The sequence below is a fragment of the Aneurinibacillus sp. Ricciae_BoGa-3 genome, assembly GCF_028421645.1.
Taxonomy (GTDB): Bacteria; Bacillota; Bacilli; order Aneurinibacillales; family Aneurinibacillaceae; genus Aneurinibacillus_B.
In genome coordinates this window covers 526,906-540,239 of sequence record NZ_CP116888.1, presented here as the reverse complement: position 1 = coordinate 540,239, position 13,334 = coordinate 526,906, and the positions used below count along the sequence as shown (strand labels likewise).

Below are 13,334 nucleotides of genomic sequence, written 5' to 3'. Positions count from 1 at the left end.
CCACTCCTTAAGCTTGAATAAGTTTTCCTTTCTCATGACCATTTATAACAATTCCCCAGGGGTATCTATGTTGTCCCTGAGCATAAAAATGATAAGAAATAACCTGTTGCATTCGTCTATTATCTATTTCTTTTCCTAATTCTAGGACTAAACAACTTTGGCTTGCACAACAGACATGCACACGTTTTAGTAGTGGTAAGTTAGCCCCAATATCCTCAATTAAATCTGCAATTTTAGATTTATATTCAATGAGTTGTTGCTTATATCGGATGACATTATCTTGTGGTGTAGGTACGGACACACGAACAACAGGGAAACCATTAAACTGGCTTAAATCAGCATTCGTAATTTTCGTGGTGAGGGTTATCGCTATGACAACATCTTCTGCATTTTGGTTGATGGTGTTGAAGTCTGTAATCTGTAATGGAGGAAAATCGTTGCCTTTTACTAATCGGTAGTATTTTTGTGTTTCTTTTTTATCAAATTCCAAGTATTCATCAATTCTTTCTTTCGCTAGAAAAGTACCTGCCATCATAACGAAAGGAATTGGCGCAATACCTGTGTAACCCCTCTTAAATTCTGTACTTTCATCTTTGAACGATTTCACTTTTTCTTGAAGGATTTGAATTATTTCTTTTGCAGAATCAGCATTAACACCTTTACGATACAGGCGTATAAAATCAATATCCCGTTCTTTAAATTCAAAAGAACCCAAGCGTACATCTTGATTATGTCCCTCAATTCTCTTATCCTCATAACCGTTAATATTCAATATGTACAGTTTTTTCTTTACGTACTGTAAGAAATAAACGCCACCCAAAACTAAAATAATACCTGTCACGAGTTCAGGGTAATTCGTTTGGGACATTTCATTTGTAATGTTTATCGAATCTTGTGCCGTTTTACTGTTTTTTATAATCGCAATGGCTTGAATAACTTCGTTTAATGTTGACCCGAAAGACCCAGCAACAAGACCAAGTCCCGAAGCGATTAGCGCACGAGCAAATCCTTGTTCTTGTTTGTTATTCAAAAAGCCTTTAAAAAACAAAACCAAAGCTATAATCACTGTGATTCCCGCAATAATCCAATAGACCAACTTTACATCTCCTTTTGTTTTAGAAGGTTTCGATACTCCTACATGAACATATGTACCATGATAACGAAGTTTTCCTTTATTCGCAATAAATAAAACAAGGTTACATTATTATATTAGACATTAAAAATCTTCGCATCAGTCTACTCTATGGACTTCTTTTCGGCTAGACAACAAAAAAGATGCCACATAGGTAGCATCTTAACAAAAAAACCATACAGTTTGATTCAAAACCACTGAAAAATCCCTAAAAATCAGATGTTGAGTTAACGTTTGCTTCGCTCTATCGTTGTTCGTTCCCTATAGATTTATCCGCTTCATACCTAACCCATCCTGAACCCATCCATTTTTATAGATACGGACTTTTCCATCTTTTCTAGGTGAATAACACCATTCTTTCGGAAATTGTTTTCTTTCAACTTTAGGAGACAAACGGGTTAATCCATGTGGGGCAAAAACACTCGCTACCACTTCTTCTCCCTTTAAGACTTTTATAAGTTGTCCTTGTGTGACATAGATTGGAATGGTTTGAGTGATTCCACCACCTCCTTTATATACCATTTTGTTCTATCTTATATCTAGTAATTCGTGGATTTTTTTTTACAAATCAGCATACAAAAAAGGCTCTTTCCAATAAAGGAAAGAGCAAAAGAATTCGCGCATAAAAAGTCAACGTATAACAATTGTAGAAAACGGTTGTGCAATCCGTCGCCTACATTCCCTAATTCTATCGTTTTACCTGTTGTTGTCAATGCCTATCTAGCTCTCTCTCGTATTGCTGAACTATTAGATTTTTCCTCTTTGCAAAAAAAGAACGAGATTAATTCTCTTCCTTCCTTTCTTACATAAATGATTATATTTTCATTCTACCGCTTATGCAAAAACTCGATAATTCTTCATAGTTTTCAATGTCGATTTTCTGACCTGTCTGGTTGTGTTTTGCGATGATTTTTAATCCGTTCTCTACTTCTGCAGTGAAAAAATTCCACCCCATTTTTTTAGACCAGCTTATTGCCGTGATAATATCAATCAAATCTTCGAAATCCAAACTTATTTTTTCCAATTCATATTCTCCCCATGAAAAATTTGGTTATGTTAACAAATTGGTCTTTTTATTTTGTTTGTGATACTCCTTATCGATGGATTCGTGAGTATACGTACCAACATATTCATAGTGATATTGCACAAAACACTACAAAGTCCTCAAAGGTTGTATTCTCCTTTTTACGGCTCCATAAGGTGCATCACATAAGATATAATACTCTTCGTTCATTTATTAACCAATGCTTTCCTTGCATCTTTTGCTCCCTTTTTAAGTTTCTTTTTGTTTGCATGCGTATACCTCTTATAATGAAAGTAGGAAAAATAATAATTGTTAGGGATTGTTGATAGGATACAAAAATAGAAAGCAAAACAGGTGTTGAATCCAATACATAACAAGGTGGGACTTATCGTGGCAAAAGAAAAAGGCTTTATCATTTTATTAACGGTTTTGGTCATAGTTTTGCTCTATCACTTGTTTGGTAGCGGTTTGCAAAAGGCAGTAGATGTGAATCCAAATCAACCTTCTGCCTATGCTCGTAATATGCTGGACGACATGACCGATGGACATGCACAAGACGCAATGAACATGTTTCGTCTCAATCAGTAAAAAGAAAGAGTAAGCGGGAATGGGTTCCGACTTACTCTTATTTCTTATCTGTTCAACCAAAAAACTTAATAATTTCCGCTTCAGTTGGCACTCGTAAATCCGCATAGTTGGAGTAACCTGTACGTTTACCTGTTTGGTCAACTATAAGCAAGTGAGTAGAAAACACACGTTCAATGCGATACACCTGTTGGTATTGTTCGCTAAATACGAATTGTTTAGCCTCGAAGGAGTGGTTTGGTTCCTCGCTTTTTGATTCTCCACGTAAACGAAGAAGTTGTTGTTCCAGCCATTCTACATAAGAATAGGGACTTTGCTCCTTAACGTATTTGTTCAAAAGGTTATGCTCTTCTACAAAATGAAGTGGCAATTCTTCTTCAAGTGGGAGATACCAATTTTCTATCCCATCTTTGGGATACGCGCCTGATTCAAACCAGGTCAGCGTAGGATTGTGGTCTTTATCCCACCAAACAGCTTTTGCCACCGATTTATTGTGTGCTTCAAAATCATTAAAATCCAGCTTGACAAATATACATCCCTCTATATTTGTATCTATATTTGCCCCTATAATCCGTGCCATCATTTGAGGGTCTGCTGATTCTAAATCAAGTTTTTCCAGACCTTCATCAAATTGAACAATCGGCTTTTTTCCAGTTCCAACAAGTTTTAATAGTTCAATTCCTGTCATCTTTTTCTCTCCCCATCTATTCTTATTTATGTGCTTATGTTCTTCGACTCGTTCCGTCATCGACGAAACGGGAACGCATACATCTGGATATGAAACCAATCGAACGAAATATAGAGTTTATAGAACAAAATGCTGTTGCATAGAATAAAGCAGATTTAATAAAACAGGTTTTTAATAAAAACAGTTCAAAAGTATATTTACTTAAGAAAGTGAAAAAGTTTTTACAAAATGAGTTTGAATCTAACTTGGATGGATATGGCTACTGGATTCCGTATGAAGAAGAAATCGCTTCATTTGTAACCACAGGCTATGGGTTTAAGACTATATCATGAAAAAGGGTGAGCTGTATGAAAGAGGTAAAAGTAAGTTTTAACAAACAAACATGGGATGGTGCTGGTACGTATTATCGTGGATGTTTGACAATTTCGGAAGAACTTCTTAGTAAGTTCAAAGAACATATCCAACAATACTTGGAACATTATCAAGATAAACGGGTACTCTCCTATGAAGAGTTAAAGGACAAAATGTACTTGCAACCCTTAACGATTGAAACGGAACCATTTACAGGCAAGAAATGTGTCTTCATGAAACTGACCCAACGAGACCGCTTCGTATCTTTTCTCAAATCCGTTGGTGTCAAAATCAATGAACAGCGAGTATTTGGTTGTTTTAATTACTATTTAGAAATCAAACCGATGTAAAGGATGGGTGGAACATGAAAACACATCAAATCTTCGCTTGCTTGAAACCAGGCTATAAGGCTGTATGCAATGAAAATAAACAAGCTGAAGTCTTCTACAACGAAGACAAAGATTATGGTCATGCCGTGTTCTATCAGGTAGATGAATTTGGGATTTCCGTAAAATTCAAACCAGAAAATTACCCTGATGCGACATGGAGAATTGTATCGCTGTAAGTATTATCAAGCTGACACAAATGTGAGGAAATAAATATGGGAAACATCACAATCATAGATACGGTGACAGGTGAATCCACGGTATCGAAACTCTATGACGTGGAATCCGCCTTTAAGATGATGGATGAAATGGATAAAGAAGACGAAAAACAATAATCTTCAGTCTATCAATGGATAGAGCCTCCCCCTTCGGAGGCTTTTTTATGTCTCCCCATTCTCAAACGGCTGTTTTAATTAAGAATTTTAAGGAGCAATATCCTTTCATTAAAAGTCCTTCTATTTGTTGATAATGTATGTTTAGCAATACCATCACCTATTATCGTACACCCAATTTTTGTTGTACGCCTTCAAATCCATCCACTTCTTCATCCATCCTGTACAGACTTGATAGGCTCGATTGTCAGGATTCAAGGAAGCAATTTCTCGCATATCCGAGTAATCTCCATTGACATTGTAAAACACCATTTCGTCTTGATGATGAAACGGTTCTTTGCAAATTTCACATTGATACATAAAACCTCAACCTTCCCTTAGATTGGTATATTTATATTATATAATATAAATAAAATCATGTAAACTTTATTTTACATAAAAAATGCACAAAAAAAACATTAGCCTATCTTATGTTCTTCGCTTCGTTCCTTCACCGACGAAACGTGAGCGCAGAATAAAAGAATCAACGGAATACCAAAGATAACTTCAAGTCCGACAACGCCCACAAACAACTCGACGGGATTCATCGAGAACCCTCCTCTTTTTTACCTTATTCTTAGAATGAATCGCTTTTATTCCACACAGTGCGTATATTCATTTGTTCCATTTACCGCATCATAGAATGTGGGATGCCATCCCGTTTTTCGGTGTTTAAAATGCTCCTGAATCGAACCGAATCCATCCTTTAGTTGTTCCCGCTCCCTTATCACACCCTGTTCCCAATCCAGTGTCAATTTGACTATGCCATCATAGCCATCCTTTGCAAACACTTGACGAATGGACTCGTTTAACGCAAGGGTCGATTCAGTGTTATCGAGCCGCTTTGACTCCGAAAGATATCCTTTCGCCATTTGCCATTGTTGCATAAACGCTTCGGTTTGCCATTCATTAGGATTCCAGGCTTCAACCAACTGTTTAATAATGGCTTCCTGTCGTTGCAACTTTTCTGCAGAAGTCTCTTTTCCATAACAATTTTCTATGTTAATGGCATATTTCTTTTCCTTATTTTGAAGCGTCAAGGTTAAAAAATTCTTCCCGCCGTTTTGTTCAAAAAAAGAAACAAACATATCCAAAAAAAGTTTGGCATGTTCTCCCCCTAACTTCATGTTAATGCCTCCATCATCTACATTCAGTCCATGTAACATTAATTCCTTATCTACTAACATGGTTTCTCCCCCTTATTCCGTAGTTCCTAATTTTTTTTAGCGTGCGTCAAGAAATAGTGCGATTCCCCATGTGTACGAATAAACTTCCCATCATCACTTACATAGATGATGGGATTGTGGTGGGGTTCTTTGATTTCAACACGCATGGCGTTTGTATCGGTTGCCACTTGAATATTAATGGCTTCATCATTATAAACACGAAAAGATGTGGCTTCTGTATTGACTTCACGAATGAATACATCATCTTCGGTCGTTGGACAACGATTCACAATCTGTTTTGCCAACAGGACACAATGAGCGTACAATCCCTCTGATGACTTATTTAACGATTCTGTGAACCCATTCGTATACTTATCATCAAAATAATTGAAAATTTCATCCTTTGTATTGTTTTTGTTTTACGAAGCTGTTGCATCTCTTTTGCATCTTTAGGAATGGATGTTTCCCACTGATAATATAATTGGTATGCATCATACTTCGTTTGACACTTATAAACGTCCCGTAAGCCTTCTTTGACCCAATAAGCGTCTTTTAGTTTAGGATGCTTTTCTAACTCCGTATCAAGTAATTGTAGAGCCTGTTCGTCAAGGTTATCTCAGTTGCTGATGATTAAATCCTTAATACGGAACAAGTCCTTTTTCTCGCCTTCTTTGACGCTTGCACGTCTCTTATTACGGATAACATTAAGATGCATGTTTGCCTTTTGAATAACGTGGAAGTGGTCAACTACTACATAAGCATCTGGAATAGTTTCAAGAACAGCGTATTTGTAACCTGTATTCATATCCATTGCTAATGCTTTAATATCCTGATAACCTCTCATAGACTTTAATACATCAATGACAAGTTCACTTCAATCAGCCTCCTTTTTGATACGTTTATTTATTTTCACTTCTTTTTTTCATTTCTTCTGCTATTTGTGGGAACCCATGTTTTGGACTACTATTAAAGCCAATCCTAACAATATCTTTTAACGCAAACCGATTCATAGTCCCTTGTATGGTTGACAGTTTATAATACTTGTCATTTACTTTGTTGATATAATCTTGGAAAACATCCTCATGCAAATCATCATACCAACCACACATAAATATAAGTGCATTCTCTAATGCCTCAATGTATTCATAATCATTCATATCTATTCATCTCCTTGTATATTTATTAAATGACTATATTTAAGCCTTCACCATGAAATTTGTTATTTAGAATATATTATTTTTAATTTATTTAACTATTTTTCACCAAGATAGTTGGATACCCCAATATTGCCACACTGCAGACAGACAACATCTCTTCTTACGGTATAAAGTTCTTCGTTCGTAGGTTTAGTCATCGTTTCCCTTCTCTTTCTGTTACCCGTTTATTTAATCGATGGAAGTTTTTACTGTTAAATTCTATTTCTTTCGGATATAACAGGTTAATAATTTGATAAATCGCTGGAAGGTAATCACTTGAATCATCAAAATAAATCGCATCAAAGGCAATTTGTAGAGCCTTTAGTTCTTTTTCCGATAATGAATCTAAAAATTGTTCATCCATTTTTTCATCACCGTATATTCTAAATATAGGTGACAGATTGTTTTGATTCTTACTTCCGTTATCCATATCAACGCCTTCTCTTGTGAAAATCTTTGCTGTTTGTTTTCTAACAGCAGACTCACTTAGAGATTCATCCAATTTATTACTTTCCTCTATAATTTTGAGTAGTGCTTCGCCATATTCGTCCAGCGTAACGGTTAACAGTCGCTCGTTTTCATCGTTTGCATCCTGGATAAGTTTCTGTAAACGCTCCACTTCTGCAATGAGATAATCCATATCTTCTTCATCTTGACGGAATGGACTAAAGGTTGCATTTGCCGTATAAAGCGGAGCATTGCATAAATTTCTTATGTGCTTTTTCTGTTCCATTCGTTGTTTGATTTCTTCTAAACGGGTCATCTTTATTCAAGTACTCCTTTTTTGCTTTAATACACCAATTTGCTTATCAAGGGATGTTATTATATTTACGTATTCGTACTCTTCTCTCCCACTCCAAGGTGAGACCAATAGTAAATGAAAGCAACCAGCCATAAACAGATACTTCAATAGGTAGTAGAGCATGAAACACAGCACAAAAACCAAAGAATACGCTTATAACGAGAAACAAAACCACGGCTCCCAACAATACCTTTACATCAAACATCTTATAATTCTTCATTGTGCTTGATTTTCTACAAACACAATCGCTTTTTCTGGCAGGACAATTTCTAATCCATCGGACACTCGTTTTAGGTGATAGATACCATAAGTGGGACTGTATTTTGTGGTCAGATACTCGTCGCCCCGATATAAAACCAATGCGCCTATCATATGAGATTCCTCCTCTTTTTTACTCCACTTCGTCTGCTATTTTGACAACTTCTTCAATCTCAAAATGATTAAAGTAAAAGAAATTTGGCGCAAACTCTATCTTATCGTTTCGCTTGTCAACATTCCACTTGAAACCGTGCTCTGTCGGAACCGATACATAATCCCACGCCCGATAACTATTCGGGTTCACCACTCGTTTACCGATAATCAAGTATTCTGTTTGTTCATCATTATTGGGTGTCACCTTCACAATCGAACCAAGTGAAAATAATACATCTTCCATTCTCCCCCTCCTTTTTGTCTATAAATAGAGAGGACTGCAAACCAGCCTCTCTTTATTCTTCTTCTCTGTCGCCATCCATGATTTTGGATTCAAACTCAACCACACGGACGCTGACAATCATATTTTCAAAGTCTCGCTGAGAATCCACTTCAACAAATAGGTACTCCCCGTCGTCTGTATACATCATCAGTTCAACCAAATCGGATTCTTCATCGTAACGAACACCTGTATGTTTTGAAGGGTCTTCCTTAAACTCTTCCCATAGGTTGTCACCCAAGGAAGACATCAAATCATGGAGCATGATATCTCCTGTATATTCCACAAAGAGCCGCTTTTTCCATTCTTCTGATTGGAGAAGAATTTCCACTTTATGTTTGAGTTTGGTGTTGATGGATTGTGTGGTGTAATAGTTAACCGTCTCATACTCTTTGTAATCAGGGTTAACCGCCACCAAGTAGGTATCGGTTACGTTATGGGATTCTCCCGTATTAATATCAAAGACCTGCTCCTGCTTTGTATACGTTCGGTCTGTTGCTTTTTTATATTTATCAGGCATATAGCGGTTTTTATTTTTATTCTTTTCATCCTCATAAAGCCGTTGAAGAAGAATACGTGCGTATTTTCCATCGTGGTTTTTCTCTTCAAAAGTGTGTCCCAAACTGGTTACAAACTTAGCCATTGTTTATCTCTCCTGTTCCCGTATATGTATAATTGATATTGTTTATAGTCAATTTCAATTTAAGTATAGGACTGTTTTTAGAAATAGTCAATTATTTTTTACATTTTTTATAAAATAAGAAAAAGCCTAAACCGAAGTCTAAGCTTTTTCAACAGAAGAGAGTATATGGTATCCCCTAACAGATAGGTTACCCATTCACTCCTGATTTATTCCAATCGTTAGTTATTTCTCTACGATTATGTAACCATAAATGTTTACATTTTCTGTTACATTTCATTATTAGTAAACTTATTCGTTTCATTTTGTATTTGTTCAGGGAACGATTGACTAATCCCCTATTATCAGGCTTTTTACATCTGATAGCGTTTGGTTAATATCCGTATGAATGACAATGTCAAATAAACGGTCTTTAATCGTTGGGTCTCGATTGACAAGAACCAATTTCGTTTGCCAATCGTATTTTGCATACTGTGGAAGTTCGTTTACAGGGGAAACTTCCAAAGAACTTCCTAGCACAATGAACAGCTTACAGGTATCTATCGCCTTTTCTGCCTCTTTATATCCCATCACGGTATCGCCAAACATCACCATATCGGGTTTCAAAATAAAACCACAGGTTTTGTCTTGCTTCGTTGTAGTACAGCGTGGAATCTCCTGTTCAAGAATGAAATCCAGGTCATATTTTTGTTTGCATTTCGGACAAGTCGCTGTCTTTATCGTTCCATGCAACTCAATGACGTGCTGGCTTCCCGCCATTTGATGTAAACCATCAACGTTTTGCGTGAGTACGGTAACGGTTTTCCCGTTTTCTTCTAACTCACGGATAAATGAATGACCGAAATTCGGCTGATACCCATCCATTAACTTTAAATTGAAAATTTCTTTGTATTTCTTCCAAAAATCTTTTGGCTTCTTTTGGTAGTAATACGTAGAGAGGTAATACTCCCGATTTTGTTCCTGCTTCCAAATGCCATTGTCCGAGCGGAAATCAGGAATACCACTCGCTGTACTGATTCCTGCGCCCGTAAGAAAAACGATGTTTTCGATGTCTTTTATCAGCGTAGCCAATGCGTTAATTTGTTCATCCATCTTCATCCCGCCTTTTTCTTCTCTTCAGAAATGGAATAAAGTAATCCCCATAAGTCAACTTTTTCATCATCGGTTAGCAACGCTATATCCTTTGGTTCCAACTTCATCAGATGACTTTGGTTTTCGTTCATATACTGTAGGATATTTTCTTTGTCGATACGTGTGTTCAGCTTGTACAATGCCGTACCATAGGCTTGAATCGTACAGACCAGATACATTAAGGCATACATCATATATACGACATGGATAAATAACGAACCTTCATGAACCAAACTGCCTTTCATATTTGTCACATAGTGAAAAAGAAAAACAACCAGGGATACCCCGATATAATTGAATATCAATGGAAGAAGAAAGTCCTTCATTTTATGCATTTGGCTAAAGTTCTGTTTGATACCCTGAACTTTTTCCATTATTCTTGACCCTTTTCATTTGCGTTTAGAAATTTCTCCAAAGCCTTTACTTCTTTTAAATCCCCGATATGCACTTTTATTCCTCTTAATTCAAAAAGGTCATCTGTCTCAAAGATGCACTGGTTCTTCCATTCTTCAATCATCACCGATTGAAAACGAGATTCAAGTAAGGATTGGATAAGTTTACGATTGACAGGGCAATCCACTAAATGGCATTCACGAACATTCTGATTAAAATGAAGTTGATATCCATTATCCTGTAGACTTTTTATCCATTCTTTTTCTGAGAGTTGGTCACTTATAGGTGTTTTTGAGAAAACACGACGACGACTAAAGCTAATCCCGAACTCCACCTCTAATTTTCCGTAATTCGTAAACGCCAGTTCTTTCACATAATTAAAACCATCCACTCTCCACCATTGATTGACCAATTCTGATAGGCTTTTAAGTTGTTCACTCAATCCTTCAACGGGATTTTTATTACCTAACTGAGCTTCGAGTGCTCGAATCCTCTGATTTGCTTTTCGAATCTCAGCATGTTTTTCCTCCACATTTTTGGCGGATAGAGAATCAAACCCAATCAACTTGGATAGTTCAGACATTTGGTATTCCACAGTTTGTGACATCGTATGGCTTAATTCAACGGGTAGCGTGTCTTTTTGCAACCATTCATACATTTGTTTTACAGCGAAATAAGTATCTTTCAGTGTTTTTAACGCCACCGCTTTATCATCTGCATTTAGCATTAACATTTTTGTATCTTCCATCTTTATTCCCCTTTTTTATTTGCTGGTCTCTGCCCACGTAAGACGATGGGTGTATCCGCTTCTCTTACCATCCGTACACCTTTCATTATGCCCCGAAAATAAGCCACTTCAGCGATGTGTATGGCTTTAGCCGAGTTGGTCATTTTACCCTTCCCAAACATGCCATCTAACGTAGGCTTCGATAGTTCTTCTTCTGTTAAACCTCTTTCTCGTCCATCCCGTTTAATACGTTCGATATGTTTTCTAAAGGCTTCTTCGTTCATTTCCCTAACATCCAATCTATTTAATATTCGTATTTATATTATATCATTTATATATTTTTTAGTCATTTATTTTTTACTAAAATTAAAAGGAATTTACCGAGTTTCTTCAGCAGGCAACGATTACCTTGTATGCCCCTCTTTTTTTCTTATAAATAGACGACTCCTAACTACAATGAGAAATCGACTAAAACAAAGGAGGAAAATCAGATTGAGCCTAGCTGATAAGCAATATTTACGCATTGTACAAAATGTATTGGAGGACGGGTATTATGATGATAATCGAACAGGCATCCCCACCTACAAACTGCCGCACCAAATTATGCAATTTAACTTGGAAAAAGAATTTCCCATTGTAACGACGAAGTTGGTTTCGTTTATTACTCTTGTAAAAGAACTTTTATGGATATACAAGGAGCAATCCAATGATGTCAGAAGACTTCAAGAACAAAAGGTAAGCATTTGGGACGAATGGATGAAAGAAGACGGAACGATTGGTACGGCATATGGATTTGTCGTAAAGGAATTTGACCAGTTAAACACGTTGATTCACACCTTAAAAACGAATCCACAAGATAGAAGAATGATGATTGACCTTTGGCAGATTCAGTATTTAAAAACGGGAGCACTTCCCCCCTGCGCATTTTTAACCATGTGGGACGTATCCTTTGGGAGACTCAACTGTATGCTGATACAGCGGAGCGGAGATTTAGGACTCGGTATTCCATTCAATACCAGTCAATATGCGGTATTGGTTCATTTACTCGCCCAAGTGACGGGACTAAAACCTGGTTTGTTTACACACGTTATTAACAATGCGCATGTTTATGAAAACCATGTAGAGGCATTAAAAATTCAATTGAGTAAAAAGAATGAAGCCTATGAAGCCCCAAAACTGTGGATTAATCCTTCCGTGACAAACTTTTATGATTTCACCCCTGATGACATTAAATTGATTGGCTATCAACATCACGACAAATTAGAGATGGAGGTGGCAGTGTAATGCTGTCTGCTATTGTAGCCCTCTCAAAAAATCATGTGATAGGAAAAGACAACCGATTGTTATGGCATTTACCTGATGATTTAAGACGGTTTCGAGACTTAACATTTGGACATCCCATGATTATGGGAAGAAAAACGTTTGAATCGCTTCCTCACATTCTGAATGAACGTCACCATATGGTTTTAACACGAGATACGAAGTATGTAGTAGAGGATAAACAAGTCACCATTTTTTCTTCAATTGGAGAATTACTTGCCAATCTCGAATGTGACAAAGAGTATTTTGTGATTGGCGGAGGGGAAATCTATACATTACTTCTCCCCTTATGTGAAACCCTGTATATCACAAAAATTAACCAGGATTTTGAAGGAGACACTCGATTTCCTGAGTTGGATTTTGCACAGTGGTATACGGTTGAAAGCATTGAGGTTTTATCCAATGTAGGAAATGAGCTTCCCCATCATTTTATGACATTAAAACGGTTACACTAAGTGTCCAGGTGTAATTGTTAAACGATTGGATATAGTGCTAAACTAGAAAAAGAATGTTGGTTATTCATCTCGTTTCTACTTGTCAGTTCGGTTCTGATTGAATCGAACTCTTGTTTTGCTAAAAAGTAGGCTTGATACTTGTTTATAAACATAATAATAAAGAGGACTGAGGTCATTTAAGAGGTCATTATAACAAAAAAGGTATATCACGTTGTTTGTGACATACCTTCTACAAATAAAATGTGTAACATTAAATGACTGTTCCTATTGTAACTA

Annotated in this window: 22 protein-coding genes and 1 pseudogene; 5 read left to right on the top strand and 18 right to left on the bottom strand. The window is 36.6% G+C overall.

Annotation, left to right across the window (positions count from 1 at the left end; translation table 11 throughout):
* Window positions 1-7 precede the first annotated feature (7 nt).
* The 3 genes from PP175_RS28530 to PP175_RS28520 all read right to left on the bottom strand — a co-directional run bounded on the left by PP175_RS28530 (window position 8) and on the right by PP175_RS28520 (window position 2,156).
* Window positions 8-1,096, bottom strand: a complete 1,089-nt coding sequence (locus PP175_RS28530; protein ID WP_272443607.1) for an SAVED domain-containing protein — start codon at window positions 1,094-1,096, stop codon at window positions 8-10.
* Between the two features lie 297 nt (window positions 1,097-1,393).
* The gene (locus tag PP175_RS28525) at window positions 1,394-1,654 is read right to left on the bottom strand and encodes a hypothetical protein (protein ID WP_272443606.1); all 261 of its coding nucleotides are present in this window, start codon (window positions 1,652-1,654) and stop codon (window positions 1,394-1,396) included.
* Between the two features lie 292 nt (window positions 1,655-1,946).
* A complete protein-coding gene (locus PP175_RS28520) occupies window positions 1,947-2,156 on the bottom strand; it encodes a hypothetical protein (RefSeq protein WP_272443605.1) in 210 nt (69 codons plus the stop codon).
* A gap of 390 nt (window positions 2,157-2,546) precedes the next feature.
* On the opposite strand from PP175_RS28520, the gene PP175_RS28515 reads away from it, so the two are divergent.
* Complete coding sequence (locus PP175_RS28515) at window positions 2,547-2,744, top strand: hypothetical protein (protein WP_272443604.1); 198 nt, start codon at window positions 2,547-2,549, stop codon at window positions 2,742-2,744.
* 52 nt (window positions 2,745-2,796) lie between these two features.
* Here the strand turns inward: PP175_RS28515 and PP175_RS28510 are convergent, their stop codons facing one another.
* Window positions 2,797-3,429, bottom strand: a complete 633-nt coding sequence (locus PP175_RS28510) for a hypothetical protein (RefSeq protein ID WP_272443602.1) — start codon at window positions 3,427-3,429, stop codon at window positions 2,797-2,799.
* A gap of 347 nt (window positions 3,430-3,776) precedes the next feature.
* Between PP175_RS28510 and PP175_RS28505 the strand changes: the two genes are divergently transcribed.
* The gene (locus PP175_RS28505; protein ID WP_272443600.1) at window positions 3,777-4,130 is read left to right on the top strand and encodes a hypothetical protein; all 354 of its coding nucleotides are present in this window, start codon (window positions 3,777-3,779) and stop codon (window positions 4,128-4,130) included.
* Window positions 4,131-4,144: 14 nt separating this feature from the next.
* Complete coding sequence (locus PP175_RS28500; protein ID WP_272443599.1) at window positions 4,145-4,345, top strand: hypothetical protein; 201 nt, start codon at window positions 4,145-4,147, stop codon at window positions 4,343-4,345.
* A gap of 309 nt (window positions 4,346-4,654) precedes the next feature.
* Here PP175_RS28500 and PP175_RS28495 read toward each other — a convergent pair whose 3' ends face one another.
* The 14 genes and pseudogenes from PP175_RS28495 to PP175_RS28430 form a co-directional block, all read right to left on the bottom strand.
* Entirely contained in the window at window positions 4,655-4,858 is a 204-nt protein-coding gene (locus PP175_RS28495; RefSeq protein ID WP_272443598.1) for a hypothetical protein, read from the bottom strand.
* A gap of 98 nt (window positions 4,859-4,956) precedes the next feature.
* Entirely contained in the window at window positions 4,957-5,085 is a 129-nt protein-coding gene (locus PP175_RS28490; RefSeq protein WP_272443597.1) for a hypothetical protein, read from the bottom strand.
* Window positions 5,086-5,130: 45 nt separating this feature from the next.
* Window positions 5,131-5,724: a hypothetical protein gene (locus tag PP175_RS28485; RefSeq protein ID WP_272443595.1), complete on the bottom strand. Its 594-nt coding sequence runs from the start codon at window positions 5,722-5,724 to the stop codon at window positions 5,131-5,133.
* A 26-nt stretch (window positions 5,725-5,750) separates the two neighbouring features.
* Entirely contained in the window at window positions 5,751-6,008 is a 258-nt protein-coding gene (locus PP175_RS28480) for a hypothetical protein (protein WP_272443594.1), read from the bottom strand.
* A gap of 38 nt (window positions 6,009-6,046) precedes the next feature.
* Window positions 6,047-6,547 (bottom strand): annotated as a pseudogene (locus PP175_RS28475) (ISL3 family transposase).
* Window positions 6,548-6,602: 55 nt separating this feature from the next.
* Window positions 6,603-6,860: a hypothetical protein gene (locus PP175_RS28470; protein ID WP_272443593.1), complete on the bottom strand. Its 258-nt coding sequence runs from the start codon at window positions 6,858-6,860 to the stop codon at window positions 6,603-6,605.
* Window positions 6,861-7,053: 193 nt separating this feature from the next.
* Window positions 7,054-7,662: a 2-hydroxyacyl-CoA dehydratase family protein gene (locus tag PP175_RS28465; RefSeq protein WP_272443592.1), complete on the bottom strand. Its 609-nt coding sequence runs from the start codon at window positions 7,660-7,662 to the stop codon at window positions 7,054-7,056.
* A gap of 255 nt (window positions 7,663-7,917) precedes the next feature.
* Window positions 7,918-8,073: a hypothetical protein gene (locus tag PP175_RS28460; protein WP_272443591.1), complete on the bottom strand. Its 156-nt coding sequence runs from the start codon at window positions 8,071-8,073 to the stop codon at window positions 7,918-7,920.
* A 19-nt stretch (window positions 8,074-8,092) separates the two neighbouring features.
* Window positions 8,093-8,356 carry a DUF4176 domain-containing protein gene (locus PP175_RS28455; protein WP_272443590.1) on the bottom strand — a complete coding sequence of 88 codons (264 nt, stop codon included), beginning with the start codon at window positions 8,354-8,356 and terminating at the stop codon, window positions 8,093-8,095.
* 52 nt (window positions 8,357-8,408) lie between these two features.
* Window positions 8,409-9,035: a DUF5406 family protein gene (locus PP175_RS28450; protein WP_272443589.1), complete on the bottom strand. Its 627-nt coding sequence runs from the start codon at window positions 9,033-9,035 to the stop codon at window positions 8,409-8,411.
* 327 nt (window positions 9,036-9,362) lie between these two features.
* Window positions 9,363-10,124 carry an NAD-dependent protein deacylase gene (locus PP175_RS28445; protein ID WP_272443587.1) on the bottom strand — a complete coding sequence of 254 codons (762 nt, stop codon included), beginning with the start codon at window positions 10,122-10,124 and terminating at the stop codon, window positions 9,363-9,365.
* Window positions 10,125-10,126: 2 nt separating this feature from the next.
* Window positions 10,127-10,537 carry a hypothetical protein gene (locus PP175_RS28440; protein ID WP_272443585.1) on the bottom strand — a complete coding sequence of 137 codons (411 nt, stop codon included), beginning with the start codon at window positions 10,535-10,537 and terminating at the stop codon, window positions 10,127-10,129.
* Window positions 10,537-11,304: a hypothetical protein gene (locus tag PP175_RS28435; protein ID WP_272443584.1), complete on the bottom strand. Its 768-nt coding sequence runs from the start codon at window positions 11,302-11,304 to the stop codon at window positions 10,537-10,539. The genes PP175_RS28440 and PP175_RS28435 overlap by 1 nt, the downstream gene beginning before the upstream one ends.
* 2 nt (window positions 11,305-11,306) lie before the next feature.
* Window positions 11,307-11,567 (bottom strand): hypothetical protein, encoded by a 261-nt coding sequence (locus tag PP175_RS28430; protein ID WP_272443583.1) that lies wholly within the window; start codon window positions 11,565-11,567, stop codon window positions 11,307-11,309.
* 208 nt (window positions 11,568-11,775) lie between these two features.
* Here PP175_RS28430 and PP175_RS28425 point away from each other — a divergent pair, with 208 nt between their 5' ends.
* Together PP175_RS28425 and PP175_RS28420 are read left to right on the top strand one after the other, a co-directional pair.
* Complete coding sequence (locus tag PP175_RS28425; RefSeq protein WP_272443582.1) at window positions 11,776-12,567, top strand: thymidylate synthase; 792 nt, start codon at window positions 11,776-11,778, stop codon at window positions 12,565-12,567.
* On the top strand, window positions 12,567-13,058 hold the full coding sequence (locus PP175_RS28420; RefSeq protein ID WP_272443581.1) for a dihydrofolate reductase: 492 nt from the start codon (window positions 12,567-12,569) through the stop codon (window positions 13,056-13,058). Before PP175_RS28425 ends, PP175_RS28420 begins: the two co-directional genes overlap by 1 nt.
* Window positions 13,059-13,334 lie beyond the last annotated feature (276 nt).

Bases quoted from the DNA above. Each gene is read 5' to 3' on its own strand.
- PP175_RS28525 (WP_272443606.1), bottom strand. From the start codon at position 1,654: ATGGTATATAAAGGAGGTGGTGGAATCACTCAAACCATTCCAATCTAT.
- PP175_RS28510 (WP_272443602.1), bottom strand. From the start codon at position 3,429: ATGACAGGAATTGAACTATTAAAACTTGTTGGAACTGGAAAAAAGCCG.
- PP175_RS28505 (WP_272443600.1), top strand. From the start codon at position 3,777: ATGAAAGAGGTAAAAGTAAGTTTTAACAAACAAACATGGGATGGTGCT.
- PP175_RS28500 (WP_272443599.1), top strand. From the start codon at position 4,145: ATGAAAACACATCAAATCTTCGCTTGCTTGAAACCAGGCTATAAGGCT.
- PP175_RS28495 (WP_272443598.1), bottom strand. From the start codon at position 4,858: ATGTATCAATGTGAAATTTGCAAAGAACCGTTTCATCATCAAGACGAA.
- PP175_RS28490 (WP_272443597.1), bottom strand. From the start codon at position 5,085: ATGAATCCCGTCGAGTTGTTTGTGGGCGTTGTCGGACTTGAAGTTATC.
- PP175_RS28485 (WP_272443595.1), bottom strand. From the start codon at position 5,724: ATGTTAGTAGATAAGGAATTAATGTTACATGGACTGAATGTAGATGAT.
- PP175_RS28470 (WP_272443593.1), bottom strand. From the start codon at position 6,860: ATGAATGATTATGAATACATTGAGGCATTAGAGAATGCACTTATATTT.
- PP175_RS28465 (WP_272443592.1), bottom strand. From the start codon at position 7,662: ATGACCCGTTTAGAAGAAATCAAACAACGAATGGAACAGAAAAAGCAC.
- PP175_RS28460 (WP_272443591.1), bottom strand. From the start codon at position 8,073: ATGATAGGCGCATTGGTTTTATATCGGGGCGACGAGTATCTGACCACA.
- PP175_RS28455 (WP_272443590.1), bottom strand. From the start codon at position 8,356: ATGGAAGATGTATTATTTTCACTTGGTTCGATTGTGAAGGTGACACCC.
- PP175_RS28450 (WP_272443589.1), bottom strand. From the start codon at position 9,035: ATGGCTAAGTTTGTAACCAGTTTGGGACACACTTTTGAAGAGAAAAAC.
- PP175_RS28445 (WP_272443587.1), bottom strand. From the start codon at position 10,124: ATGGATGAACAAATTAACGCATTGGCTACGCTGATAAAAGACATCGAA.
- PP175_RS28440 (WP_272443585.1), bottom strand. From the start codon at position 10,537: ATGGAAAAAGTTCAGGGTATCAAACAGAACTTTAGCCAAATGCATAAA.
- PP175_RS28435 (WP_272443584.1), bottom strand. From the start codon at position 11,304: ATGGAAGATACAAAAATGTTAATGCTAAATGCAGATGATAAAGCGGTG.
- PP175_RS28430 (WP_272443583.1), bottom strand. From the start codon at position 11,567: ATGAACGAAGAAGCCTTTAGAAAACATATCGAACGTATTAAACGGGAT.
- PP175_RS28420 (WP_272443581.1), top strand. From the start codon at position 12,567: ATGCTGTCTGCTATTGTAGCCCTCTCAAAAAATCATGTGATAGGAAAA.